General features: G+C 36.5%; 26 protein-coding genes. 25 read left to right on the top strand and 1 reads right to left on the bottom strand.

Annotated elements, in window-relative coordinates:
- Positions 1-145: 145 nt before the first annotated feature.
- The 13 genes from ybeY to ACO5V7_RS00775 all read left to right on the top strand — a co-directional run bounded on the left by ybeY (position 146) and on the right by ACO5V7_RS00775 (position 14,018).
- Positions 146-634 (top strand): rRNA maturation RNase YbeY, encoded by a 489-nt coding sequence (ybeY, locus tag ACO5V7_RS00835; protein WP_278577620.1) that lies wholly within the window; start codon positions 146-148, stop codon positions 632-634.
- On the top strand, positions 624-1,004 hold the full coding sequence (locus ACO5V7_RS00830) for a diacylglycerol kinase family protein (RefSeq protein ID WP_049555456.1): 381 nt from the start codon (positions 624-626) through the stop codon (positions 1,002-1,004). The genes ybeY and ACO5V7_RS00830 overlap by 11 nt, the downstream gene beginning before the upstream one ends.
- A gap of 9 nt (positions 1,005-1,013) precedes the next feature.
- On the top strand, positions 1,014-1,922 hold the full coding sequence (gene era, locus ACO5V7_RS00825; RefSeq protein WP_005605640.1) for a GTPase Era: 909 nt from the start codon (positions 1,014-1,016) through the stop codon (positions 1,920-1,922).
- An 11-nt stretch (positions 1,923-1,933) separates the two neighbouring features.
- Positions 1,934-2,716 carry a DNA repair protein RecO gene (gene recO / locus ACO5V7_RS00820; RefSeq protein ID WP_485484685.1) on the top strand — a complete coding sequence of 261 codons (783 nt, stop codon included), beginning with the start codon at positions 1,934-1,936 and terminating at the stop codon, positions 2,714-2,716.
- A gap of 285 nt (positions 2,717-3,001) precedes the next feature.
- A complete protein-coding gene (locus tag ACO5V7_RS00815; protein WP_485484684.1) occupies positions 3,002-3,244 on the top strand; it encodes a hypothetical protein in 243 nt (80 codons plus the stop codon).
- A 14-nt stretch (positions 3,245-3,258) separates the two neighbouring features.
- Complete coding sequence (gene glyQ, locus ACO5V7_RS00810; protein WP_005605637.1) at positions 3,259-4,143, top strand: glycine--tRNA ligase subunit alpha; 885 nt, start codon at positions 3,259-3,261, stop codon at positions 4,141-4,143.
- 20 nt (positions 4,144-4,163) lie between these two features.
- Positions 4,164-6,233, top strand: a complete 2,070-nt coding sequence (glyS, locus tag ACO5V7_RS00805; RefSeq protein WP_485484683.1) for a glycine--tRNA ligase subunit beta — start codon at positions 4,164-4,166, stop codon at positions 6,231-6,233.
- Positions 6,234-6,264: 31 nt separating this feature from the next.
- A complete protein-coding gene (gene obgE / locus ACO5V7_RS00800; protein WP_485484682.1) occupies positions 6,265-7,572 on the top strand; it encodes a GTPase ObgE in 1,308 nt (435 codons plus the stop codon).
- Positions 7,573-7,584: 12 nt separating this feature from the next.
- On the top strand, positions 7,585-9,408 hold the full coding sequence (locus ACO5V7_RS00795; RefSeq protein ID WP_485484681.1) for an acyltransferase family protein: 1,824 nt from the start codon (positions 7,585-7,587) through the stop codon (positions 9,406-9,408).
- A 1-nt stretch (position 9,409) separates the two neighbouring features.
- Positions 9,410-10,354, top strand: coding sequence for a ribonuclease Z (gene rnz, locus ACO5V7_RS00790; protein ID WP_485484680.1), 945 nt, complete (start codon positions 9,410-9,412; stop codon positions 10,352-10,354).
- The gene (locus ACO5V7_RS00785) at positions 10,341-11,138 is read left to right on the top strand and encodes an SDR family NAD(P)-dependent oxidoreductase (RefSeq protein ID WP_298649275.1); all 798 of its coding nucleotides are present in this window, start codon (positions 10,341-10,343) and stop codon (positions 11,136-11,138) included. Before rnz ends, ACO5V7_RS00785 begins: the two co-directional genes overlap by 14 nt.
- Positions 11,139-11,150: 12 nt before the next feature.
- Positions 11,151-13,466 carry a single-stranded-DNA-specific exonuclease RecJ gene (recJ, locus tag ACO5V7_RS00780; RefSeq protein ID WP_485484679.1) on the top strand — a complete coding sequence of 772 codons (2,316 nt, stop codon included), beginning with the start codon at positions 11,151-11,153 and terminating at the stop codon, positions 13,464-13,466.
- Between the two features lie 24 nt (positions 13,467-13,490).
- Positions 13,491-14,018: an adenine phosphoribosyltransferase gene (locus tag ACO5V7_RS00775; protein WP_048711246.1), complete on the top strand. Its 528-nt coding sequence runs from the start codon at positions 13,491-13,493 to the stop codon at positions 14,016-14,018.
- A gap of 45 nt (positions 14,019-14,063) precedes the next feature.
- On the opposite strand, the gene ACO5V7_RS00770 is transcribed toward ACO5V7_RS00775, so the two are convergent.
- Positions 14,064-15,344, bottom strand: a complete 1,281-nt coding sequence (locus ACO5V7_RS00770) for a hydroxymethylglutaryl-CoA reductase, degradative (protein ID WP_485484678.1) — start codon at positions 15,342-15,344, stop codon at positions 14,064-14,066.
- Between the two features lie 116 nt (positions 15,345-15,460).
- Between ACO5V7_RS00770 and ACO5V7_RS00765 the strand changes: the two genes are divergently transcribed.
- From ACO5V7_RS00765 to ACO5V7_RS00710, 12 genes are all read left to right on the top strand, one after another.
- Positions 15,461-16,051, top strand: coding sequence for an immunity protein Imm33 domain-containing protein (locus ACO5V7_RS00765; RefSeq protein WP_298649266.1), 591 nt, complete (start codon positions 15,461-15,463; stop codon positions 16,049-16,051).
- A gap of 21 nt (positions 16,052-16,072) precedes the next feature.
- Positions 16,073-16,816: an acyl-[acyl-carrier-protein] thioesterase gene (locus ACO5V7_RS00760; protein WP_485484677.1), complete on the top strand. Its 744-nt coding sequence runs from the start codon at positions 16,073-16,075 to the stop codon at positions 16,814-16,816.
- A gap of 205 nt (positions 16,817-17,021) precedes the next feature.
- Positions 17,022-17,633 (top strand): 30S ribosomal protein S4, encoded by a 612-nt coding sequence (gene rpsD, locus ACO5V7_RS00755; protein WP_485484676.1) that lies wholly within the window; start codon positions 17,022-17,024, stop codon positions 17,631-17,633.
- Positions 17,634-17,744: 111 nt separating this feature from the next.
- Entirely contained in the window at positions 17,745-18,161 is a 417-nt protein-coding gene (locus ACO5V7_RS00750) for a GNAT family N-acetyltransferase (protein WP_485484675.1), read from the top strand.
- Positions 18,162-18,231: 70 nt separating this feature from the next.
- Positions 18,232-18,531 (top strand): HesB/YadR/YfhF family protein, encoded by a 300-nt coding sequence (locus ACO5V7_RS00745; protein ID WP_263089607.1) that lies wholly within the window; start codon positions 18,232-18,234, stop codon positions 18,529-18,531.
- 111 nt (positions 18,532-18,642) lie between these two features.
- A complete protein-coding gene (tgt, locus tag ACO5V7_RS00740) occupies positions 18,643-19,788 on the top strand; it encodes a tRNA guanosine(34) transglycosylase Tgt (RefSeq protein ID WP_048710024.1) in 1,146 nt (381 codons plus the stop codon).
- 68 nt (positions 19,789-19,856) lie between these two features.
- Positions 19,857-20,174 (top strand): preprotein translocase subunit YajC, encoded by a 318-nt coding sequence (yajC, locus tag ACO5V7_RS00735; protein WP_298649251.1) that lies wholly within the window; start codon positions 19,857-19,859, stop codon positions 20,172-20,174.
- A gap of 3 nt (positions 20,175-20,177) precedes the next feature.
- Complete coding sequence (locus ACO5V7_RS00730) at positions 20,178-20,453, top strand: post-transcriptional regulator (protein ID WP_298649249.1); 276 nt, start codon at positions 20,178-20,180, stop codon at positions 20,451-20,453.
- Positions 20,454-20,716: 263 nt separating this feature from the next.
- Entirely contained in the window at positions 20,717-23,347 is a 2,631-nt protein-coding gene (adhE, locus tag ACO5V7_RS00725; protein WP_485484674.1) for a bifunctional acetaldehyde-CoA/alcohol dehydrogenase, read from the top strand.
- A 108-nt stretch (positions 23,348-23,455) separates the two neighbouring features.
- Positions 23,456-23,860, top strand: a complete 405-nt coding sequence (locus ACO5V7_RS00720) for a metal-dependent transcriptional regulator (protein WP_298649243.1) — start codon at positions 23,456-23,458, stop codon at positions 23,858-23,860.
- A 129-nt stretch (positions 23,861-23,989) separates the two neighbouring features.
- The gene (locus tag ACO5V7_RS00715; RefSeq protein WP_485484673.1) at positions 23,990-25,306 is read left to right on the top strand and encodes a DRTGG domain-containing protein; all 1,317 of its coding nucleotides are present in this window, start codon (positions 23,990-23,992) and stop codon (positions 25,304-25,306) included.
- Positions 25,307-25,308: 2 nt separating this feature from the next.
- Complete coding sequence (locus ACO5V7_RS00710) at positions 25,309-26,271, top strand: DHH family phosphoesterase (RefSeq protein WP_485484672.1); 963 nt, start codon at positions 25,309-25,311, stop codon at positions 26,269-26,271.
- Positions 26,272-26,352 lie beyond the last annotated feature (81 nt).

The raw sequence follows: 26,352 nt of genomic DNA, 5'->3' as shown, positions 1-26,352 counted from the left end.
GTATCCTTTCCTTTAAGATTGTTTAATGAACAATTTTGGGGGAAAGGATCATTTTTATTTAATGTTTAGTTCAACATTCGTCAAAGTTCCAATAATGTAGGGAGTTTGTTAAAATAATAGTGACATGAATAAAGGAGATTTTAAAATGATTATTGAAATTATTGATGAAACAGAAGTAGTTCCAGAAAGTCATCAAGAACTGGTTCATAAGGTGGTATCTTTTGCAGCAGATTTTCTAAAAATACCTCAAACAAAAGAATGTAGTATTTCTTTCGTATCTAGTGAACGGATTCGAGAAATCAATCGTGATTTTAGAAATATCGATAAAGTAACGGATGTTATCAGTTTTGCATTGGATGATGACGATGATGATTTTGCAAGCATGCAGTCAATTATGGAGGAAGATGATAGTTTCGTGACTTCAATTGGAGATATTGTCATCTCTTTAGACCGTGCAAAAGAACAAGCAGAAGATTATGGTCATTCGCTTGAAAGAGAACTTGGATTTTTAGCACTTCACGGATTTTTACATTTAAATGGCTATGACCATCAGACTGAAGAAGAGGAAGCTGAAATGACAGGATTGCAACAAGAAATCTTAGAAGCTTATGGGTTAACTAGAAATGACGGATAGACAAACGGGAAAAAATTCAACCTTTTTGACTTCAATGAAACATGCACTACACGGAATCAAAACAGTTATTCATGAAGAAAGGAATATGAAAGCTCATTTGTCCATGGCAGCGTTGGCCATATTGATAAGTTTCATTTCTGGACTAACTGCACTCGAATGGTGTTTTATATTACTTTGTATATTTTTAGTATTAGTCATGGAGATATTAAACACAGTTGTTGAAAATTTGGTAGATTTATTAGTGAAAAAGGAATATCATATTGAAGCTAAAAAGGCAAAAGATATTGCAGCGGGTGGAGTATTGTTAAGCGCAGGTTTTACAGTCGTTATTGCGATGATTATAATTTTGCCAAAATGGATTCATTTTTAAGGAGAGAGTATGACAAAATCATTTAAGTCAGGATTTGTAGCGATTGTGGGGCGACCTAACGTCGGCAAATCAACATTTATGAATTATGTGCTAGGTCAAAAGATTGCCATTATGTCTGATAAAGCACAAACCACAAGAAATAAAATTCAAGGAGTCTATACAAAAGATAACGCTCAGATTGTCTTTTTAGATACGCCAGGGATTCATAAGCCAAAACATGAGCTCGGTGAATTCATGGTGAAGAGTGCCTATTCTGCTTTAAAAGAAGTGGATGCAGTCCTATTTATGGTCAATGTCAGTGAAAAACGTGGCCCTGGTGACGACTTCATTATTGAAAAGCTAAAAGGGATTAAGACACCTATTTTCTTAGTGTTAAATAAGATTGACCTTGTTACACCAGAAGTGTTATTAGAGCGTGTTGAAAGTTATAAAGATGCCCTTGATTTTGCGGGAGTATTCCCAATTTCAGTATTACAAGGAAATAATGTGAACGAATTAATGGAAGCACTTATAGAAGCTCTTCCTGAAGGTCCACAATATTATCCAGCAGACCAAATAACCGATCATCCTGAATACTTTGTGGTTTCAGAATTAATTCGTGAGAAGATTTTACAGTTAACGCAGGAAGAAATTCCTCACTCGGTGGCTGTAACAGTGGATAAGATGCAAAAAGATGAATTCGATAAGGTTCATGTCTATGCAAATATTATCGTTGAGCGAAAATCACAAAAAGGTATTATTATCGGTAAAGGTGGACGTCTCTTGAAAGAAATAGGGACGAGAGCTAGACGCGATATTCAACAATTACTCGGAAATAAGGTTTATCTTGAATTGTGGGTAAAAGTTGAAAAAGACTGGCGTAAACGTAAAAGTAATCTACAAGAATATGGATATAAAGAGACAGACTATAGAGATTAGGATGAAATCAAATGGATTATTACCACTATTTTGATGGGATTGTCATAATGAGACAGACGTACCGAGAAAAAGATATGCTCGTAAAAATTTTGACGAGAGATCACGGAAAGTTGATGTTCTTTTTACGAAATGCACAGCAAAGCAATCATCCATTAACGGCTGCAACACAGGTGTTTACAAGAGCGACTTTCCTGGGGCATATTCATCAAAATGGGTTTAGTTTCCTAAAGGATAGTCACGATATTAAGCCTGCAACGATTGTATTAAATGATGTCAAAGCTCAAGCTGTTTTAGCTTATTTAACACAGTTAACAGATGCCGTAATGGATGACCATATAGTGAATAAGACGGTATTCCAACTGCTTTGGGACTCGATTGATTCCATTAATAATGGAATCGATGCAGAAATAATTTTGAGATTCTTTGAAATCAAGATTCTTCGTTATTACGGGATAGATGTGGAGTGGCAACATTGTGTTATTTGTAATAGGGATACGGACTTAGTTGACTTTTCGATTCAAAAGCACGGATGTCTGTGCCAGAATCACTTAGAGGAAGATGAGTACCGCATGCAATTGTCTAGAAAAGCATTGTATGTAGCAAGGCAATTAGCTCTTGTTTCTTCTCCAAAACAAATTGGTTCTATTCAGTTATCGAGTGAAACTACAAGTGAATTAAGACGCCTGTTTGACACTATTATGGAAGAGTATGTCGGCATTCGTTTGAAGAGCAAAAAATTCTTAGATCAGATGGTCGAATGGGAAACGTTAATTCAGAAAAGAGGACAAGATTAAGAGTAGCGAAAAACGCTGTCTTTACTTGACTTTTTAAGCAATTATCGGTACGATAGTGAAAGATTAATAGGACGTTGACAGTGAGATTTTTAATGATGAAATGTCATAGAGAGTATGGGCTGGTGGAATCCATATCATGGTTCATTAAAAGTGGCGCACTTGAGTCTATCAACAATGAAGCTTGGTTTTAAACCAAGAAATTAGGGTGGAACCGCGATTAGTCGTCCCTATGTATGCTTTTTGTGTACATAGGGATTTTTTTATTTAGTCAAAGGAGGAGATAGTATGGATTTTACAATGGTCATCCCAGCTTCAGAATTCAAAGATTTTCAATTGAAGGTGGTTTCTTTAGCACCGATTAAAGTGAGTGTCATCGGTCATGATGATGAGTTGTTGGAGGAATTCCAAACAAGTGCAAACCATTCAATGTACGGTTTTAAAACAAAAAATGAAGCGATTAAAGAAGTGAAATGTGAAGTGATTCCTGGTGTGATTTATGAATTCTATCCAGTTGTGAATGCACAATAGAAAGGGGAACAATTATGGCAAAAAAATTAAGTGTTCAAGAAATTATTTTAACATTACAAAATTATTGGTCTAATCAAGGGTGCTTGCTTCTTCAAGCATATGATACTGAAAAAGGGGCAGGGACAATGAGTCCTTATACATTCCTTCGTGCAATTGGTCCAGAACCTTGGAATGCAGCATACGTGGAACCTTCACGTCGTCCAGCAGATGGTCGTTACGGGGAAAACCCAAACCGTTTATTCCAACACCACCAATTTCAAGTGGTGATGAAACCATCTCCTGAAAATATTCAAGAATTATATTTAGGAAGTCTAGAAGCTCTTGGAATCAACCCATTAGAACACGATATTCGTTTCGTAGAAGATAACTGGGAAAATCCATCTCTAGGCTGTGCTGGGTTAGGATGGGAAGTATGGCTTGATGGGATGGAAGTGACTCAATTTACATACTTCCAACAAGTAGGTGGATTAGAATGCCACCCTGTAACAAGTGAAATTACTTATGGTTTAGAACGTCTTGCTTCATACATTCAAGAAGTAGAGAGTGTATATGATTTAGTATGGACTGGCGATGTAAAATACGGTGATATTTTCACTCAACCTGAATATGAACATTCTAAATACGCATTTGAAGAAAGCAATGCAGAATTATTAATGCAATTATTTACAGACTTTGAAAAAGAAGCCACTGTATTAATGGAAAAAGGTCTAGTGCACCCAGCTTATGACTATGTACTGAAATGTTCTCATGCATTTAACTTAATGGATGCTCGCGGCATTATTTCTGCAACGGACCGTGCTGGATTTCTTGGCCGTATTCGTAAGATGGCTCGTACAATCGCGAAAACTTTCGTGGCTGAACGTGAAGCATTAGGATTCCCATTATTGAAAGAGAAATAAGAGAGTTTGGAGGAGAAAGAATGACACAATCACTATTATTAGAAATCGGTTTAGAAGAATTACCTGCTCAATATGTTCGATCAAGCTCTGAACAATTAGCAAAACGTGTGGAAGACTTCTTCAAAGATGAAAATTTAACATTTGAATCCGTAGAAGCATTTGCGACTCCAAGAAGATTGGCAGTTCGTGTCAATGGATTAGTAGAAGAACAAGCAGACCGCGAAGAAATCTTTAAAGGACCATCTTTAGCAATTGCTCAAAAAGACGGTGCTTGGACAAAAGCAGCTGAAGGTTTTGTTCGAGGAAAAGGATTAACAACAGATGACATTTATGTTGAAGAAGTGAATGGAGTTGAATACATTCATGTAAAACAACATATTGCTGGTAAATCAACAAAAGAAGTGGTTAAAAACTTATCTTCTGTGATTACAGATATGAAATTCCCAGTAACAATGCGCTGGGCAGCCCATACATTTGAATATTTACGTCCAATTCACTGGATTGTGGCTTTATATGGAAATGAAGTGATTGAAGAAATCGGCGTATTAGATGTAAAAGCTGGACGCGTTTCAAGAGGACATCGATTCCTTGGAAAAGATGCAACGATTGAAAGCCCAGAAAGTTATGAGAAAGCATTGGCTGAACAATTTGTCATCGTAAACCAAGATGAACGTAAAGCTCTAGTACGTAAGCAAATTGAAGAATTAGCTGCAAAAAATAACTGGATTATTCCAATCGATGAAGACTTATTAGAAGAAGTAAGCTCAATTTTAGAATACCCAACAGCATTTGCGGGTACTTTTGATGAAAAATACTTAGTCGTTCCTGAACCAGTATTAGTCACATCAATGAAAGAACACCAACGTTATTTCGTTGTGTATAACCAAGAAAAACAATTATTACCATTCTTTGTTTCAGTTCGTAATGGTAATGACTACATGATTGAAAATGTCGCAAAAGGAAATCAAAAAGTATTAACAGCTCGTCTAGAAGATGCATTATTCTTCTACGAAGAAGACTTAAAGATTCCAATGACAACATTCTTGAAGAAATTAGAAACATTAAACTTCCATGCCAAGATTGGTTCTATGACAGAGAAAATGGATCGTGTTCAATTACTTGTTGGACGTATAGCTAAAGAATTGAACTTAGCAAGTGATGTCGTTGTCACAGCGCAACGTGCCGCTTCAATCTACAAATTTGACTTAGTAACAAACATGGTTGGTGAATTCCCTGAATTACAAGGAATCATGGGTGAAATTTATGCACTGAAACAAGGTGAAACTCCTGAAGTTGCAAAAGCAATCCGTGAACACTATATGCCAACAAGTGCAGATGGTGATCTTCCAACTTCTGTACCTGGCGCTTTACTTGCGGTTGCCGATAAATTAGATACTTTCTTAAGCTTTACAGCTGCTGGAATGCTTCCAACAGGATCAAATGACCCATATGCACTTCGTCGTCAAGTTATGGGGCTAGTACAAATTCTTGCAGCCTTTGATTGGAATATCGAAATTGAAGACTTTACAAAATTATTGTTAGGTTTAGATTATGCTGAATTTTTAGATGAAAAAGAAAATGAAGTTGAAGAGTTCATCTTAAGTTTTATTCGTGAACGTGTAGCACAACGGATTGCTACGATTACAAAACGTCATGACATTATCGATGCGGTTGTAAATAGTAATACTTCATCAGTTCCTGAACAATTAAAAGCTGCAAGAGTTCTTTCAGCTGTTTCTGAATCTGAAGAATTTAAAGGAATTACAGAGGCTTTAAATCGTGTTATCAATATTAGTGCAAAAGCTCAAGAGGATGCGAGTGGCGAAATTTTAGAAGATCGTCTTGAAACAGAAAGTGAACGTAACTTAGTGAAAGCTATTCAAGAATTGAATGCAAAAGTAGGTTCATTAACGCCTGAAGGATTGTATAGTCATTTAGAAGCAATGGCACCAAAAATCAATGATTTCTTCAATGAAAATATGGTCATGGTGGACGATGAAGCAACACGTCGTAATCGTCTAAGATTCTTAGGATTACTATCTGAAATCATCTTAGATTTAGCAGATTTCACATCATTAATCGTTAAATAAGACCCCTCACACAGAAAGGAGAGTGAATAAAATGGCAGTATTTTATGATCGTGCCACGATTCAAGTCAAAGCCGGAAAAGGTGGAGACGGAATGGTTGCGTTTCGTCGTGAAAAATACGTACCAGACGGAGGTCCGGCTGGTGGAGACGGCGGTAAAGGCGGAAGTGTTATTTTTAAAGTCGATTCAGGACTCAGAACCTTACTAGATTTCCGTCATAAACGTCATTTCAAAGCAAAACCTGGTGAAAACGGCATGAGTAAGAGTATGTATGGCCGTGGAGCAGAAGACTTAATCGTTAAAGTTCCACCAGGAACAATCGTTAGAAATGCAGAAACGAAAGCACTGATTGCTGACTTAGTAGAAGATGGGCAAGAAGTAGTGGTTGCTAAAGGAGGCCGTGGTGGTCGAGGCAATATTCGTTTTGCAACTCATAAAAACCCAGCTCCAGACATCGCAGAAAACGGTGAACCAGGGGAAGAGTTTGAACTGGATTTGGAATTAAAAGTACTTGCTGATGTTGGATTAGTTGGTTTCCCATCTGTTGGTAAATCGACTTTACTTTCAGTAATTTCTAGTGCAAAACCAAAAATCGCGGACTATCACTTTACAACATTGAATCCTCAATTAGGAATGGCGCAGTCTCCAAATGGCGAGCAATTCGTCGTGGCAGACTTACCAGGATTAATTGAAGGAGCGCACACAGGGGTGGGGCTTGGAATCCATTTCTTAAAACATATCGAACGTACAAAAGTATTACTTCATGTGATTGATATGGCCGCAATGGAAGGCCGTGATCCTTTCGAAGATTACAAGATTATTCAAGAAGAACTTGGAAGTTATCACCTACGCTTATTGGAACGTCCAATGCTGATTGTGGCCAACAAGATGGATCAACCTCAAGCGGAAGAAAACTTAGAGAAGTTCAAGACAGACTTAGCAGATAGCTTAGATGAAGGCGAAGAAATGCCAGAGATTTTTCCGATTTCTGCCTATCGTCGCGAAGGACTTCAAGCATTACTGGCTAGAACGGCTGAAGTGTTAGAAGAAACAGAATTCTTCCCATTAAACGAAGAAGTAGTAGAAACACATATCGTTTATGGATTAGAAGAAGAGGATGCACCGTTTAAAGTAACTAGAGATCCTGATGGAACTTGGGTATTGTATGGTGACAAGATTGAAAAACAATTCAAAATGACAAATATGGAACACGATGAGTCTGTAATAAGATTCTCACGTCAATTACGTGGAATGGGTGTAGATAGCACTTTACGTGAAAAAGGCGCTGAAAATGGCGATTTAGTACGTATTCTAAACTTCTCATTCGAGTTCGTAGATTAAGGAGTTTTGAATATGATTGATAGAGGCGAAATGGATAAACGATTTTACGTTTCATCCTTTGATGGACTTAGAGCGATTGGGATTCTAAGTATTATTATTTATAGTTTGTATTCGTATCGTTTGCCTGGTGGTTTTTTAGGATTAGATATTTTCCTGATTTTAGCTGGATATTTTATGACAAACCGTTTAATGATGAGTTTAATGGCAGAGGGGAAAATTCCTTTAAAACAAATTCTTCTAAAAAGACTTGCTCGTATTGCGTTGCCATTAATTGCAATGCTTATATTAGTTTTTATCTATATAACACTTTTTCAAAACGAAATGCTGGTGAATCTAAGAGGTTCATTTACATCGAGTTTAGTATTTTTAAATAACTGGTGGCAAATTTTTAGAGCTCAAATGTTTATTCCAAATTTACTAACAGAAAATCCTTTTGAACATTTATGGTATGTTTCACTGGCCTTTCAATTTTACCTATTGTGGCCAATTGTGTTCGCCTTTTTAAGCCTCTTTCTTAAAAAGTATAACTCACTATTCATAGCGATTATGTTATTTGTAATGGGATCATTCGCACTGATGGTTTTTAGTTATAAAGGTGAAGATTCATTAACTTATGTCACAATGAGTACAAGCACTCGACTTTTCTCCATGCTAATTGGATCGAGTACGGCTTTGTTATATCCTTTAGATTGTTTCCAAAGAGAGTATAAATCTAAATTACCATATGAACAATATTTAAGATGGATTCCAATTATTTTAATGTTCGTTTTAATGTTTACTTTAACACAGCACGATTCAATGACTTATCGTGGAGGAATGTTAATATTTGACTTAACAGTAGCTTGTGTCATTTTAGTAAGTATTCATCCAAAGGTTTCTACAGGAATCTTATTTAGACTTAAACCATTAACTATTATTGGTAGAAGAAGCTTATCTTATTACTTATGGTTTTTACCTATTGTTGTTTTATATCAAGCAAAAATGGGAATTACAGGAAATAGTAATTTTATTCAAGGTGTGATTCAATTTGTTCTAATTGTATTCTTTGGTGAATTATGGTATCAAATTTTTGAGAAAAAAAGATATCTTTGCTTTATTCAAAAAAATATTAGAATTTTAAAGAATAAAACTCCTTATTCAAAGCAAATATTATTTGTTTTTTGTGCGATGCCTATAGTTATTCTTGCGATAGGATTAGTTCAATCAACTAGTAAGTTATCTGAACAAGAAAGTAAACTAACAGAGTTGATTCAAACAAATCAACAAATTGTTCAAAATACACAAGTGGTGGATAAGAAAGTTTTAAAAACTATTAATAATGTTCAAGGTTTAACCAGAGAAGAAACAGTTTATAGCAGTAATAGTTCCATTACTTTTATTGGAGATCAGTCTTTACTAGCAATTGCTGATAAATTGACAACAATCTATCCTAATGCGATTATGCATGCAACAACAACCGCTCAACTTTACGAGATTTCTTCAACGATTAATGAATTAAAATCTAAACATCAGTTGAATGATATTGTGGTGTTAATGTTTGGTTTTAATGGAGCTTTTACAAATGGACAACTCGAGAGTGAACTGAAAAGAATGGGAATGGAAAAACAAATTTTCTTAGTCACGACAACAACTTATAAAACTTGGCGAGACGAAGTGAATGAAGTTGATAAGTCAATCAGTGATAAATATTCGAATGTTTATCTTCTTGATTGGAATGAGTATTCAAAAAATCAAGATTGGTTTTATTCTAGAAAAGCCTACGTTACTGATGTTGGAGCCCAAGAAGAAACTCTGTTCTTCGCGAAGAAAATTTACGAAACATTGAGAGGAAATTAAAATGGAATTGCAATTTTTAGGAACAGGTGCAGGAGTGCCTTCGAAAATGAGAAATGTTACCTCAATTGCGTTAAAACTTCTTGATGAAATTAATGAAGTATGGTTGTTCGATTGTGGTGAAGCAACGCAACAACAAATATTGAATACCAATTTACGTCCTGGGAAAATAAAAAAAATTTTTATTACACATATGCATGGAGATCATATTTTTGGTCTTCCAGGCTTACTAACTAGTCGTTCTTTCCAAGGCGGAGAAGATGATTTAACTCTCTATGGTCCTAAAGGGATTAAAAACTTTATCGATACGACGATTCAAGCTTCTTGTTCAAAATTGGGGTATCCTTTAAGAGTTGTTGAATTTGAAAAAGAAGGTCTTCTTTTCGAGGATAAACATTTTAAAGTGGAAATGAAGCGACTCGAACATGGGATTCCATCTTATGGATTTCGTGTTACTGAAAAAGATCAACCAGGCGAACTGCAAGCAGACCGTTTAAAAGAGTTAGGAATTCCTTTTGGTCCGCTTTACGGTAAGTTGAAAAAAGGCGAAACCATTACTCTAGAAGATGGAACAATCGTGAATGGACAAGATTATATTTCTCCAGATATTAAAGGTCGTGTGGTAACTATTTGCGGGGATACTCGTAAATGTGAAGCTAGTGAAATCTTAGCTTATTGTTCCGATGTACTGGTCCATGAGGCAACGTATGAAGGAGGTAAAGGCCAACAAGCCTATCGTCATTTCCATTCAACAAGTCTTCAAGCAGCCGAAGTGGCTAAAAACGCTGAAGTAAAACAACTCTTGTTAACACATATTAGTGCTCGCTATCTTGGAAAACAATCACAAGAGTTAGAAGACGAAGCAAAAACAATTTTTGAAAATGTACATGTTGTAAAAGACTTCGACATTGTGACCGTTGAAAGGATTAAACCTCATGAAGGATGCTAAATGGTTTACGAATCAAGTGGCTCTTGTCACTGGAGCAAGTGGTGGGTTAGGTGCACAAATCGCAATTGAATTAGCTAAAAGAGATGTGCAACTCATCCTTGTAGCTCGTAATATGACTAAACTAGAGCAAGTAGCTGCTGAGTGCCAATCGTTCACTACAAAACCTGTCGATATTTATTCGTGTGATTTAACCGATGATGCGTCCATTGATCAATTACTAGGAAATCTGGATGCATCATACAAAATTACGATGGTCATCAACAATGCTGGCCTTGGCTATCTTAAATTAGCTAAAGACTTAAGTGAATCCGAGATTAATCAAATGCTTCAGTTAAACTTGAATACATTAATTAAAATCACTCAGCATTTTGTACCTAGGTTTATTGAAGCTAAGAGCGGAATATTTGTGAATATTGCTTCTCAAGCTGGAAAATCAGCGACGGCTAAATCATCCGTGTATTCAGCAACGAAATTTGGAGTGTTAGGGTATTCGAATGCACTACGTTTAGAATTAAACCCTTATGGTATCCATGTAATGACTGTAAATCCAGGTCCGATTGCGACAGACTTCTTTGATAAAGCCGAGCCAACTGGAAAATACTTAGAGCAATTAGGCGCTGTAGTACTAGATCCAGTGAAGGTTGCAGGAGAAGTTGTTAAAGGAATTGAAAAAGAAAAACGTGAAGTAAATTTGCCAAAAACAATGAACTTTGCGAGTAAATTAAATGTGTTATTCCCAAAAATAGGAGACAAACTATTAGGGAGTATTTTCAATAAAAAGTAGAGGAGGTGTACGATGAGTTTTGCAAATTATGCATGGAAGTTAAAAGAGAATGTGGATGAAGAACTCGTAACATCTCTTGCAAGTGAAAGTGGCATGTCTGAGAATCTCGTTCGCTTATGCGTGGAACGTGGGATTCAAACAGCTGAAGACCTGCAAGAGTTTCTTTCGCCAACACCACATCTAATTCACGACCCATTCCTTTTACACGATATGGATAAAGCGGTAGGGCGTATTCAAGAAGCCATCGAAAATGGAGAATTGATTCATATTTATGGCGACTATGATGCAGACGGGATTACGAGTACAACGATTCTCTACGAAACGCTCGAAATGCTAGGAGCTCAAGTATCGTATTATTTACCAAATCGCTTTACAGATGGCTATGGCCCAAATATTCCAGCGTTCGAGCGCGCAATCAAAGAGGGTCATACGCTCATTATTACGGTAGACTGTGGAATTGCAGCGCATGAACCAATTCGTTATGCGATGGAAAATGGTTGTGATGTAATTCTTACAGACCACCATGAGATTCCAAGTGATATTCCGGAAGCTTTTGCGGTTGTTCATCCTCGTCATCCAGAGGCTAACTATCCATGCAAAGATTTATCAGGAGCTGGAGTAGCATTTAAGCTTGCTCACGCGCTTCTAGGAGAGTTTCCAGAAGAAATGGTAGAATTAGCAGCGATTGGAACAATTGCGGACTTAGTCAGTCTTACAGACGAAAATAGAACGATTGCTAAATTAGGAATCTCTCAAATGAAACAAACACAACGAATTGGCCTTGTTTCATTATTAGAAAAACTATCAGTTAAAATGGATAAATTAGATGAAAAGACGATTGGTTTCCAAATTGGGCCACGCTTAAATGCGCTAGGTCGCCTTGGAGATGCCACTCCTGGTGTTCAGTTGTTGACAACGTTTGATGATGAAGAAGCACAGAGTATTGTTGATTTCATGCAATCGGAAAACGAAAGACGTCAGTCATTCGTCAATCAAATTGTCGAAGAGGCCTATCCACTTATTCAAGAACAAATGAATCAACCTATACTTGTGTTAGCTCAACAAGATTGGCACGAAGGCGTTCTTGGGATTGTAGCAAGTCGAATCGTTGAACAGACTGGTAAACCTACCATCGTATTAGGGATTAGTGAAGACGGACTAACTGCAAAAGGGAGTGGTCGTTCATTTGGTGATTTTAATCTTTATGATGCGTTAACCAGTGTGAAAGATCATCTTTTAAAATTCGGTGGACATCATATGGCGGCTGGATTGACAGTTGAAACGATTATGCTTCCAACGATTATTGATGGGCTAGAACAATATGCTAAAGACTATCAAGACTTATTAGATGCGAAGGCTACGTTAACGATTGATGAAGTTCTTCCACTAAAAGATATTACGGTTGATTGGATTGAATCAGTAGCCAGCTTAAAACCATTTGGAACGGATAATCCAGAGCCTATTGTTTCATTAGAAGGAATCCAAGTGGCGTCTACTCAATTGCTAGGAGCGGATAAAAAACATTTGAAGCTTCATTTGAAAGAAGATAATTCTACAAACACGCTACAAGCAATGGCCTTTAGTAAAGGGGAATGGGCATCTTCACTTCAACCAGATACCAAGATTAGCATTGCTGGTACTTTAGAGATTAATGAATGGCAAAATAATCGTCTTCCTCAATTAATGGTGAAAGATATCGCTGTGAAAGGTAGAATCGTTATTGACTGGCGGACTTCGAAGATTACTAAAGATCATCTTGATGTTGAAAATGCCCTTTATTTAGCTTCAAACGAAGTGTATTTAAAAGAACTACAAACAAGAATTCCAAGTAATTCAAGCGTGCTGGATTTTTCATATTTTGTTTCCGCAAATGAGATTCCAACCGCAAATGCAATCGTGTTATTTGATTTACCTGAAAAAGTAGAGGAAGTGGAAACTTTCTTTAAAATGGAATTTCCTCAAAAGCTTTATATCATCGCGTATACGAAGAACTCAGTTGTGACAACAGGAATTCCAGACAAGTCTAAGTTTGGTAGTGTTTATAAATATATTCAATCTCATGGACAACTTCCTTACAATGAAAAATTAGTTTCAGTCGCTAATTTCTTAAAAATTCCGGTTGAACAATTTCGAGTTATATTAAAAGTGTTTTTTGAGTTAGAATTTGTTAAAATAGAAAACGGACATTTGTTTATTCATACAAGTCCTAAAACGAATGACTTGGAAGAGTCAGTTTTATTAAAGAAGTTAAAAGAACAATTATTGCTTGAAAAAAAATTCAATTATAGTCAGTTTCAAGAATTGAAAAATTGGATTGAATCGCAATAGGATAAATAAAAGGAGGAGTTCTTGATGAACTTGAAAGAATATATTGCTAGCGTTCCGAATTATCCTAAAGAGGGTATTATTTTTCGTGATATTTCTCCATTAATGGCAAACGGAAAAGCTTATCAATACGCAACCCAACAAATTGTTGACTATGCACGTAAAATTGGTGCTGAAATGATTGTTGGACCAGAAGCACGTGGATTCATCGTTGGATGTCCTGTAGCGTATGAATTAGGAATCGGATTTGCTCCAGCGCGTAAAAAAGGGAAATTACCTCGAGAAACAGTAGCTGTTGAATATGATTTAGAATACGGATCAGCAGAATTACATTTACACAAAGATGCTGTAAAACCTGGTCAAAAAGTTCTTATCTGTGACGACTTATTAGCAACAGGTGGAACAATGGCTGCCGCTGCAAAATTAGTTGAAAAACTTGGCGGTGAAGTAGTTGGTTTAGCGTTCTTAGTAGAGTTAACAGACTTAAAAGGTCGCGAAAAAATTAGTGAATACGACATCTTCACATTAATGGAATACACTGAAGACGAAAGATAATAAAAAAGAAGACTTCCTTAGCATTAGGCTAGGGAAGTCTATTTTTTATTTTCTCAATTCTTCTAATAGAGCTTTAGCTGTTTCTTGATTTAAGTGAGATGCTTTACTGAGTAAGTTCATAAGATGTGGCAGTTCTTCTTCGGTTGCTCCAACTGTTAGCCCTAAGGATTTCGCTTGAAGTCTCATATGGCCTTTTTGAATACCATCTGTTACAAGAGCTCTTACAGCAGCAAGGTTTTGAGTTAAACCAATCGAGGCGATAATTCCCGCTAGTTCAACAGCACTTGGATGACCGAGTAACTCGTGTGCAAATTGTGCACCTGGATGAATGGCAATTGAACCTCCAACCGTTCCAACAGGAAGTGGAAGAGTAATAGTTCCCACTAAGTTCCCTGCCTCATCTTTTGTCCAGTTTGTCAGTGGTTGATATTGGCCGCTTAAACTTGCATAAGCGTGAGCACCAGCTTCGATTGCTCGCCAGTCATTTCCTGTAGCGATGACAACAGAATCAATACCGTTCATTATCCCTTTGTTATGTGTAGTTGCACGGTAAGGGTCCGCTTTTGAAAATTCACTTGCTAAAACGATACGATCTATCACATCTTCACCTTTAGTAGTTCTCTTATCCAAGATTCTTGGAGAGAGCACGCATTCAGCAGTGACAACGGAGTTTGTTGCTAGATTCGAGAGAATAGCCATAATGCTTTCACCCTCAGTCAGTGTTTCGATTGGTGATACAAGTGCTTCTAGAATGGTATTTAGCATATTCGCTCCCATTGCTTCCTTTGTATCAACTGATACATAGAAAATGTAGAATCGTTCTTTGTCAGTAAACTTTTCTTCTACCCAGATATCTCGTATACCACCACCGCGTTTGACGATGGAAGGGTGAGCGTTATTAGAAATCGAAAATAATGATTCTTTCTGTTCCTCAAGTTTGGCTTTTACTTCTTCTAGTGTTAGAGGAGATTTTACAATTGCAATTTCTCCAATCATTTCGCGCTTTTCTTGAATCGTTGTGGTTCCGCCAGCTAAGTTGATTAATTTTGAAGCGTAACTCGCTGCAGCAATAACAGAAGGTTCTTCCGTTACCATTGGAACGATATAGTTTTTTTCATTCACTATTAATTCTGGAATGATTCCATATGGAAGGCCGTAGATTTCAATTTGATTTTCTACCATTTGGTTTGCAATGGACTCTGGTAGTACAAGACCTTTTTCGAGTAGTGATTTGGTTTCGTTAGATAAGTTTGGATGATTTAATAAAGTTTCTTTTCTTTCTTCAAGAGATTTTTGATAAAACTTGTAAAAAGGGTTATTTTGCATCGATGTGCTCCTTTCATGCTTTCATTCAGTATAACAAATTTTCAGTGTTTGCGGGTATGATACAGGTAAAATTTTTTAAAATGAGGTACACTAGTAAACGTGGAAGGAGAGATTTTATGGAATTTATTCGTGAAGTGAATGGTCGACGTCTGACTTTAGTGGCGGATGAAGACTATCAAAAGGAAGCAGAAGAGTTGCTTACTTTCGTAGGAGAATATTTTGAGGAGAATTGGGACGAGGTCGATACTTTAATTCCAATTCATTATGGACAAGTGAAAGTAATTCCTAATGGGGAAGATTTTCAAGTAGTGGTTCAAAATTACGAGCATAAACTATTAGATGAATGGGTAGAAGATTTCTCTTATTTCTTAGATATTATTCGTAAAACGATTCAAACAGGAAAACGTACGAAAACATTAGGCCGTCTGATTCCATTTCGTTTCGATGGACCATTAGTGATTGCAAACCATACGTTTGAAGTGGATGAGTGGTATGCGCACCGTTTTGATGATGAAACTTGGTATATTGCTCCAATCGATCAAACGATTGATCCTCAACCACTAGAAGGAAATCAAGCGTATGAAATCTTTCCAGATTATCCAGAATTATATGAAGTAATGCATTTACCAACCGACTATATTATCTTATTCAAGGGGCATGACATTGTTTCAGTATTGAATACAGAAAGCGAAGATGTATGGAACTAGGCAATAACGAAAGGATGTACTATGGTAGAATCAATTTGTCGTATGAATCATGTTGTGAAGGCGTATGAGTGTAATTGGAAAGGAGAGTTATCTCTAAGTCATGTTGTTGGGATTATGATGTTAGCGTCTCGTAAACAAGAGCGTTCTTTAGCACACCCTGATTTAATTTATCAAAAAGGCTTATCTTGGATTGTGATTCAAAACCAATTAACTGTTAATCGTCTTCCTAAATTAGAAGAAGAAATTATTGTAGAAACTGAACCAGTTGGATATAACAAGTTCTTTACGTTCCGTCGTTATACAATTTTGTCTCTAGATGAAGAAGTACTAGTAGACGCATTAACGACTTTCTCAATGATTAATATTGAAGAGCGAAAACTCATCTCACTCGATGAAGAAGTGCTTAACGAATACCCAATTGAGAATAAAAAGGATAATCGTCGAAATCCAAGAGTTCCAAAAATCGACTTGGAGAAAGCAAGTGTTCAAACGTACCGCGTTCGCTTGAATGATATCGATTATAATCACCATGTGAATAATGCGAAGTATTTCGATTGGGTGATGGATAGCCTTGGGATGGAATATATTAAGACTCATCGATTAAAATCAGTTCTTGTAAAATATGATAAGGAAATCTTACCAGAGGCTATAGTTAAAAGTTTTTATGAAATTCGCGAAAGTGAAAATGGAGTTCAAACTTTCCATCAATTGGAATCCGATGATCAAAAATGTTGCCACTTATCTCTTGAGTGGGAAGTGAAGTAAAATCCTTGTATTTTCATAAGAAATAGGGTACAATATTTTTTGTGTAAAATATGCAGCAGAAATATAGAAGCTCGTCAACAGTCCTAGCCTTTAGGGTAAGGTAGTAACCACGGCTGCAAAGGTGAACCCTTGTAGTGACTGCACGAATCGAAGATTTCGCGATTATTTTACTCCAAAAAATAAACAATTATTGGAGGAATGTTCAATGTCACGTTACACTGGACCAAGCTGGAAGTTATCTCGTCGTTTAGGCATTTCACTTTCAGGAACAGGAAAAGAAATCGCTCGTCGTCCATACGCACCAGGTCAACACGGACCAAACAGCCGTAAAAAATTATCTGAGTATGGTCAACAATTACAAGAAAAACAAAAATTACGTCATATGTATGGTATGAACGAACGTCAATTTGCTACTTTATTCAAAAAAGCTGGAAAAATTAAAGAAGGTAAACATGGTGAAAACTTCATGGTTCTTCTTGAACAACGTTTAGATAACGTAGTATACCGTTTAGGTTTAGCAGCTACTCGTCGTCAAGCACGTCAATTAGTGAACCACGGTCACATCACTGTGAACGGTAAACGCGTAGATATCCCTTCATTCCAAGTACAAGTTGGCGATGTTGTGGGTGTTCGTGAAAAATCACGTAACTTAACAATCATTAAAGAAGCTTTAGAAGCTTTATATGGTCGTCCAGAGTTCGTTACTTTCGACGAAGATAAATTAGAAGGTTCATTAAACCGTCTACCATTACGTGACGAGTTAACTTCTGAAGTTGACGAATCACTAGTCGTTGAGTACTATAACAAACTTGGCTAATCTTATTAGACAATTTCAGAACTGGAATTCACTATTGTGGATTCCAGTTTTTTTATTTATAATTTTTATGAAAGCACTGTAAATGATTACGATATAAGGAGGTTGAATCAAATGATCCGTTATGTTGAAAATGCAGCTTTAACTTTAGAAGATGTTTTGCCTTTATATGAAGCGGTAGAATGGACAAATTATACACAAAATCCATCAATGCTGAAAGAAGCTTACGGAAATTCTCTTCATATATTAGCAGCGTTTAATGAGGAAGGAATACTCGTTGGTGTATTGCGAGCCGTTGGAGATGGAGCGTCTATTCTCTTTATTCAAGACATTCTGGTAACTCCTGAGTATCAACACCAGGGAATTGGAACAAAATTGTTACAACAGACTCTAGAAAAATTCAAGAATGTGTATCAAATTCAACTATCAACGGATAATTCGATGAAGACAATCTCTTTTTATGAATCTAATGGGTTCACAAGTTTAACATCACTAAACTGTGTTTCTTTCATGTATACAGGTAATCAGTGAGCAAACTTTGCTAACTTTTTATAGTTTTATGTTAGAATGAGAGTGTAAATTAAAGGAAAGAGTGGATACAATGCAACTAACAATTGATAAAAAAGCACAAGCATGGTTTGAAGAAGAAATGGGTGTATCTAAAGAACGTGGTGTTCGTTTCCTGGGTAAAGTATATGGTTGCAGTCCGATTCATGAAGGCTTCTCTTTAGCTGTTGAAGTGGATGCTCCAAGTAATCCTTATGTGAGCGTTGAAGAAAATGGTATTACTTACTTTGTTGAAACTGGAGATGAATGGTTTTTCCAAGGACATAATTTAGAAGTAAGCTTTGATGAGAAATTGAAAGAGCCAAGCTACAATTATACAAAAATTGCCGATTAAGGTTGGTAGTAGAAAGGGAGTCATTAAGCACGTGACTCCCGTTTTTATTGGACATTTTTGCCTATGTAGAGTACAGTTAGATAGTTATGAAATGAAGAAAGGATTTATGTAATGACAGAACCTGCAGTAAAATATAGATTGATTAAAACAGAAAAACATACAGGCGCTCGTCTTGGAGAAATCATTACACCTCACGGTACTTTCCCAACACCGATGTTTATGCCGGTCGGAACACTAGCCACCGTGAAATCAATGTCTCCAGAAGAATTAGATGAAATGGGCGCTAATATCATTTTGAGTAACACCTATCATTTATGGTTACGTCCTGGTGCGGATATTGTAGATGAGGCTGGTAAACTCCATAACTTCATGAATTGGAAGAAAGGAATTCTAACTGATTCAGGTGGTTTCCAAGTATTTTCGTTAAGTGATATGCGTCGTATTGAAGAAGAAGGGGTTCATTTTAGAAATCATTTAAATGGATCTAAATTGTTCTTATCGCCTGAAATTTCAATTGATGTTCAAAATAAATTAGGTGCGGACATTATTATGAGTTTCGACGAATGTCCTGATTTTCATCATACACATGATTATGTGAAAGATTCGATTGCTCGTACCACTCGTTGGGCAGAGCGTGGATTAAAGGCGCATAAGTCACCAGACACGCAAGCATTATTTGGTATCTTACAAGGTGCAGGCTATAAAGATTTACGTATTGCTCATGCTAAAGACATGATTTCTCTTGATTTCCCAGGATATTCTATTGGAGGATTATCTGTTGGTGAAACAAAGCAAGAGATGAATGAAGTGTTGGATTACTTAACCCCACTGATTCCTTCTAATAAACCTCGCTATTTAATGGGAGTAGGTTCACCCGACTCATTAATCGATGGTGTAATTCGTGGAGTAGATATGTTTGACTGCGTATTACCAACACGTATTGCGCGTAACGGTACATGTATGACTAGTAGCGGACGTCTTGTAGTCAAAAATGCGAAATATGAACGTGATTTCCGTCCTTTAGATGAGAAATGTAATTGTTACACATGCCGTAACTATACACGTGCTTATATTCGTCATTTATTTAAAACAGATGAAACATTCGGATTACGCTTAACCAGTTATCATAACTTGTACTTCTTATTAAACTTAATGAAACAAGTTCGACAAGCGATTATGGATGATAACTTATTAGAGTTTAGAGAAGCGTTCTTTGAAGAGTATGGATTTAATAAAGAAAATGCTAGAAATTTCTAATGCTTATAGAAAAATCCGGTCATTTTTGTTAAAGTAAGACTATATATTTTAAGAAATGAGGAAAGATTATGGATCAAACAACATTATTAATTTTATACGTAGTAGTAGCGGGTGGAGCGTTCTGGTTCTTTGGACGTAAACAACGTCAAAGAGTTAAAGAGATGCAGAAAAGAATGGATGCCATTAAACCAGGTGATAGCGTTGTTACCATCGGAGGTTTACATGGTGTCATTGAAAATGTGAATAGTGAAAATCAAACGGTTGAATTAAACTGTGAAGGTGTTATTTTAGTATTCGAAAAACGCGCTATTCATCATGTCATCCCTACTGCAGCTCCAACAAATCTTGAAGTTCGTACGGAAGAAGTAGCAACTGAAGAAGAGTAGTCTATGAACAAGGAAAGTTTAAAAGATAGACATAAAACATGGTTCCATTATAAGGTAATGGAATTTAATGAACTTGGATATAAGACCATTTCAAAGGAAGATCTTTCCCATTATTTTGTGGACTATAAATGGAAGAAAAAAATTCCTGAAAATCTTTTTGAACAAATTTTTCAAATCAATCAGCTAAGTATTAATGAGTATTTTGATTTTGAGTCACTAGAGGCGCAAACAAATAAAGAAATAACATTAGAAGATATCAATCTTAGTGAATTGTTTTAAAGAAAGAAGCTGGCAAAAATGTCGGCTTCTTTCTTTTATAATTAAATGTAATGGTTTGCAAAATATTTTAGAGATAGTATTGATATTTTCGGAATTATAGATAGAATAAAAGTATAAGTTAGGACATTAAATTGAAAGGGAGATGAAAACAAATGAATATGTTTTCAAAAGAAAAATTTTTCTATGAAAACTATTTACAAACAATGTGAAATAGTGTACGATATAAATGTGATAAAATTAACAAGCACTGGGGGAAATCACAAGTGAGTGAAGAAAAAAACAACCAAGTACAACAAGAAATCGACTTATTAGTTGAGAAAGGATTAAAAGCTTTAGATGAATTTCGCTTGTTAAATCAAGAACAAGTGGACTACATTGTAGCCAAAGCATCAGTAGCTGCGTTAGACCAACACGGTGTATTAGCACAACATGCAATCGAAGAAACAGGGCGTGGAGTTTTCGAAGATAAAGCTACGAAAAACTTATTTGCCTGTGAACACGTGGTGCACAACATGCGCCACACTAAAACAGTTGGCGTTATTTCAGATGATGACGTAACTGGATTGACTTTAATTGCTGAACCTGTAGGGGTTATTTGTGGGATTACACCTACAACAAACCCAACTTCAACTGCAATTTTCAAAGCGTTAATCGCATTAAAAACACGGAACCCAATCGTGTTTGCATTCCATCCATCAGCTCAACAAAGTTCAGCACATGCAGCTCAAATCGTTCGCGATGCAGCAGTTGCAGCAGGAGCTCCTGAAAACTGTGTTCAATGGATCGAACATCCATCAATTGAAGCAACAAACGCTTTAATGAACCACGATGGTATTGCTACAATCTTAGCAACAGGTGGTAATGCAATGGTTAAAGCTGCGTACTCTTGCGGAAAACCAGCTCTTGGGGTTGGTGCAGGGAACGTTCCAGCTTATGTTGAAAAATCTGCTAACATTCGTCAAGCAGCTCACGATATCGTAATGAGTAAATCATTCGATAATGGTATGGTGTGTGCTTCTGAACAAGCAGCAATCATTGATAAAGAAATTTACGATGACTTTGTTGAAGAATTAAAGAGCTACCATACTTACTTCGTAAATAAAAAAGAAAAAGCATTATTAGAAGAATTCTGCTTCGGCGTGAAAGCAAACAGCAAAAACTGTGCTGGTGCTAAACTAAATGCGAACATCGTTGGTAAACCAGCTGCATGGATTGCTGAACAAGCAGGTTTCTCAGTTCCAGAAGGAACAAACATTCTTGCTGCAGAATGTAAAGAAGTTGGCGAAAAAGAGCCTTTAACTCGCGAAAAACTTTCTCCCGTCATTGCAGTACTTAAATCAGAATCACGTGAAGACGGTGTTGAAAAAGCACGTCAAATGGTTGAATTCCATGGTTTAGGACACTCAGCAGCAATTCATACTGAAGATGCTGAATTAGCTAAAGAATTTGGTCGCGTTGTTCGTGCAATTCGTGTCATTTGGAATGCTCCTTCTACTTTTGGTGGTATCGGGGATGTTTATAATGCATTTATCCCATCATTAACACTTGGTTGCGGTTCTTATGGACGTAATTCAGTTGGGGATAACGTAAGTGTTGTAAATCTATTAAATATCAAAAAAGTAGGGAGACGTAGAAATAACATGCAATGGTTTAAAGTTCCATCAAAAATCTATTTCGAACGCGATTCAATTCAATACTTACAAAAAATGAAAAATGTAAGCCGTGTAATGATTGTTACTGACCAAGCAATGGTTAAATTAGGATTCTTACAACGTGTTATTGAACAATTAGAATTACGTCCAAACAAAGTAATTTATGAAGTATTCTCAGATGTAGAACCAGATCCAGACATCACAACAGTAAACCGTGGTGCAGAAATCATGAAGAGCTTCGAGCCAGATACAATCGTCGCTCTTGGTGGTGGTTCTGTAATGGATGCTGCGAAAGTAATGTGGATGTTCTATGAACAACCACAAGTGGACTTCCGTGACTTAGTACAAAAATTCATGGATATCCGTAAACGTGCATTTAAATTCCCAGAATTAGGGGAACGTGCTAAATACGTTGGTATCCCAACTACATCTGGTACAGGTTCTGAAGTTACACCATTCGCGGTAATTTCAGATAAAGCAAACAACCGTAAATATCCATTAGCTGACTACTCACTAACACCAACAATTGCGATTGTTGACCCTGCATTAGTGATGACAGTTCCAGACTTTGTAACAGCTGATACTGGTATGGACGTATTAACTCACGCAATTGAAGCGTACACTTCAACACTTGCAAATGACTATACAGATGGTTTAGCGTTGCAAGCAATCAAATTAGTATTTGAAAATTTAGTAAGTAGTGTGAAAAATGCCGATTTCGTATCACGCGAAAAAATGCATAACGCTTCTACAATGGCTGGTATGGCATTTGCCAATGCGTTCTTAGGTATGAGCCACTCAATGGCGCATAAGATTGGTGGATTCTTCCACACAGTTCACGGACGTACAAATGCGATTTTATTACCATACGTAATTCGTTACAATGGTACTCGTCCTGCTAAAGCAGCTACATGGCCAAAATACAACTACTACCGTGCAGATGAAAAATTCCAAGACATCGCTCGTATGTTAGGATTACCATCTTCAACACCTGAAGAAGCTGTAAGTGCTCTTGCAAAAGCAGTATACGAACTAGGGGAAGCTGTAGGAATCGAAATGAACTTCAAAGCACAAGGGGTTAACCATAAAGAATGGTTAGCTACAATCCATGAGATTGCAATGCTTGCTTATGAAGATCAATGTTCACCTGCTAACCCTCGTTTACCAATGGTAGCTGATATGGAAGAAATCCTTGCAGATGCATACTTTGGATACAAAGAACGTCCAGGTCGTATCAAATAATTGATTTTAAATCTAAAGAGTCTTAGGAGTTTCCTAAGGCTCTTTCTTTGCTCTGTTTTTCAGTCTCGAATTATGCTATAATGAAAGGGAAATGAAAGGAGATGGCTTATGACACCAAATAAGGAAGATTACATTAAAACAATCTATAAATTAGGTGGTAAAGATGAATTTGTAACTAATAAAGCCATCAATCAAATGCTGGACCTTTCAGCAGCTTCCACAACAGAAATGTTAAACAAGCTGGTGAATGATGGTACGGTCGAATACATTCGTTATAAAGGTGCGAAATTAACACAAAAAGGGATTAAAGTTGCAGAACGCTTGATTCGTTCACATAAAATCTGGGAAGTCTTTCTTGTTAATTCTCTTGGATTTAGTGGAGAGTCTGTTCATGATCAAGCAGAAATTCTCGAACATGCTTCAAGTGTTGAAATGACAGAGCGATTAGCGGAGTTCTTAGGGAATCCAACGCATTGTCCTCATGGAGAAGAAATACCTCCATATTTTGAATAAAATAGTTATAAAACTGGTCTGTTTTGACCAGTTTTTTTGTTTGGGCTCTAGTATTAAAGAAAAAAATTTAGTACAATAATAGTACAGTTTAAGTTAGGTGTTTCATTTTTTTAATACAGAGGGGATATTATGACATCAAAGCATCAACAAATCATTCGTTATATTGAATCGCTGCCAGTTGGAGAAAAAATCTCAGTACGTTCGATTGCAAAAAATATGGAAATGAGCGAAGGTACTGCTTATCGTGCCATTAAGGAAGCTGAAAATGTCGGGATTGTTTCGACCATTGAACGAGTTGGAACGATTCGTATTGAACGTAAAACAAAGGATAATCTAGAAAAACTTTCTTTTGGAGAAATTATTAAGATTATTGAAGGGGAAGTATTCGGTGGGCGTGAAGGATTAGATAAAATCTTAAACCGCTTCGTTATAGGTGCGATGACACTAGATGCTATGACACGTTATATTCAACCAGAATCACTTGTGATTATCGGGAACCGTGAAGATGCGCAATTACTCGCTTTGAATCAAGGAGCCGCTGTTTTAATCACTGGGGGATTCCAAGCAACGCCTCAATTAATTCAAAAAGCGGATGAACTTAAAATTCCATTGATGGGAACAACATACGATACATTTACGGTTGCCAGTCTCATCAACAGAGCAATGACCGATCAACTGATTAAGAAAAAAATTATGATTGTTGCTGATATTTATAATGACTTTGATAATACAAATTATTTAAAAATGGATCAAACCGTTAAGGATTATCGATTATTAAGTGAGACAACAGGGAATTCTCGTTTTCCGGTTGTGAACCATTCTAATCGTTTAATAGGGGTAGTTTCTGCTAAAGATATACTAGGAAAATCTGATAATTTAATTATTGAAAGAATCATGACAAAAAATCCTTCTGTATCTAAGTTACATGCTAGTGTAGCAAGTGTTGCTCATTCAATGATATGGAATGGTTTAGAAATGCTACCTGTTGTTCAAGATAATATGGAACTTCTTGGGATTATTTCAAGACGAGATGTTATGAAAGCTATGCAGTTAGCACAAAGACAACCTCAAGTAGGAAATACTTTCGAAGATGATGTGAGTGAAAACTTAGAGGTCATAGAAGTTACCCCAACAAATGCGAGATTTAGTTTCACTGTCACTCCTCAGATGACAAATAATTTAGGGATGCTGTCTTTTGGAGTTCTTTGTGAAGTAGTTTCAGTTGCTTCGAAAGAATTCATTCATCGTAGTCAACGACGTAATACGGTTATTGAACAATTAGAAATGCATTATTTAAAGATGATTCCAATTGAAAGTAAAATTGCTATTCAAATTCAAACTTTAGATAATGGCCGAAAAGTATCTAAAATTGATATTTCTGTGCTACTTGAAAACTCAGTTGTTGCGAAAGCGATTATGTCAAATCAATTAATGGAAAGAAACTAGGAATGAATTACAAAGAATTATTCAAAAAAATCATCAAGGAGATTGAAAAAGCCAATTCAATCGTAATCTTAAGGCATAGAAAACCAGACCCAGATGCATTGGGTTCACAAATAGGACTTAGTAAGCTGATAAAAGGAGCTTATCCAGAAAAGTCTGTTTATGTTATTGGAGATATACCCGAAAACTTTAAATATATCGGTGACATGGATGAAATCACTCAAGAGGTATTCGACAATTCGCTCATTATCGTTGTGGACTGTTCCACATCTCGACTTATTAATTGTCCGTTTGAAGTAAATATAGATGATGTGATTAAGATTGATCACCATCCAAACGTGACTTCTTACGGAAAAATCTGCTATGTGGATACAACAGCCGCAAGTGCTAGTGAAATTATTGCAGAGTTTGCCTTCGATGAAACGACTCCATTTCAAATGGATAGAAAGGCTGCCAATGTTATCTATGCCGGGATTATCGGAGACACGGGAAGGTTCTTATATTCGTCAACTACTTCGAAAACTTTTGCGCTTGTATCAAAATTGATACAATACGAAGTAGATTTGGCTGGAATTGCCGATAAGATGATTACGAAACCGCTGAACGTGAGTCGAATGACAGGATATATTTATGAGCATTTAGAAGTATCTCCTGAAGGGATGGCGAGTGTTGTTTTAACTAAAGAAGTACTTCGTCGTTTCAAAGCTAGTGACCAGTTGGCCTCTCTTGTAGTTTCAGTTCCTGGAACGGTTGAAGGGATTTTGGCTTGGAGTATGTATGTGGAACAAGAAGATGGTACCTTTAGAGTTCATTTACGTTCAAAAGGCCCAACAGTTAATCACATTGCGCAAGCTTTCGGAGGTGGAGGACACACGCTTGCATGCGGTATTCCTTCTGTCACAAATACCCAAATTTCCGAAGTGGATACTAAGTTAAAAGCGACAGTAAGAAACTTTAAGAAAAATTGAAATAACACTCAAATAAGAGTATTATAAAGTATTGTGTTTACAATAGAATTAGTCAATGATCGGATGAAAGGAATTATAAAA

The sequence above is a fragment of the Granulicatella sp. genome, assembly GCF_057274575.1.
The sequence above is the reverse complement of the archived record's forward strand: the minus strand, read 5'-3'. Positions and strand labels throughout refer to the sequence as shown.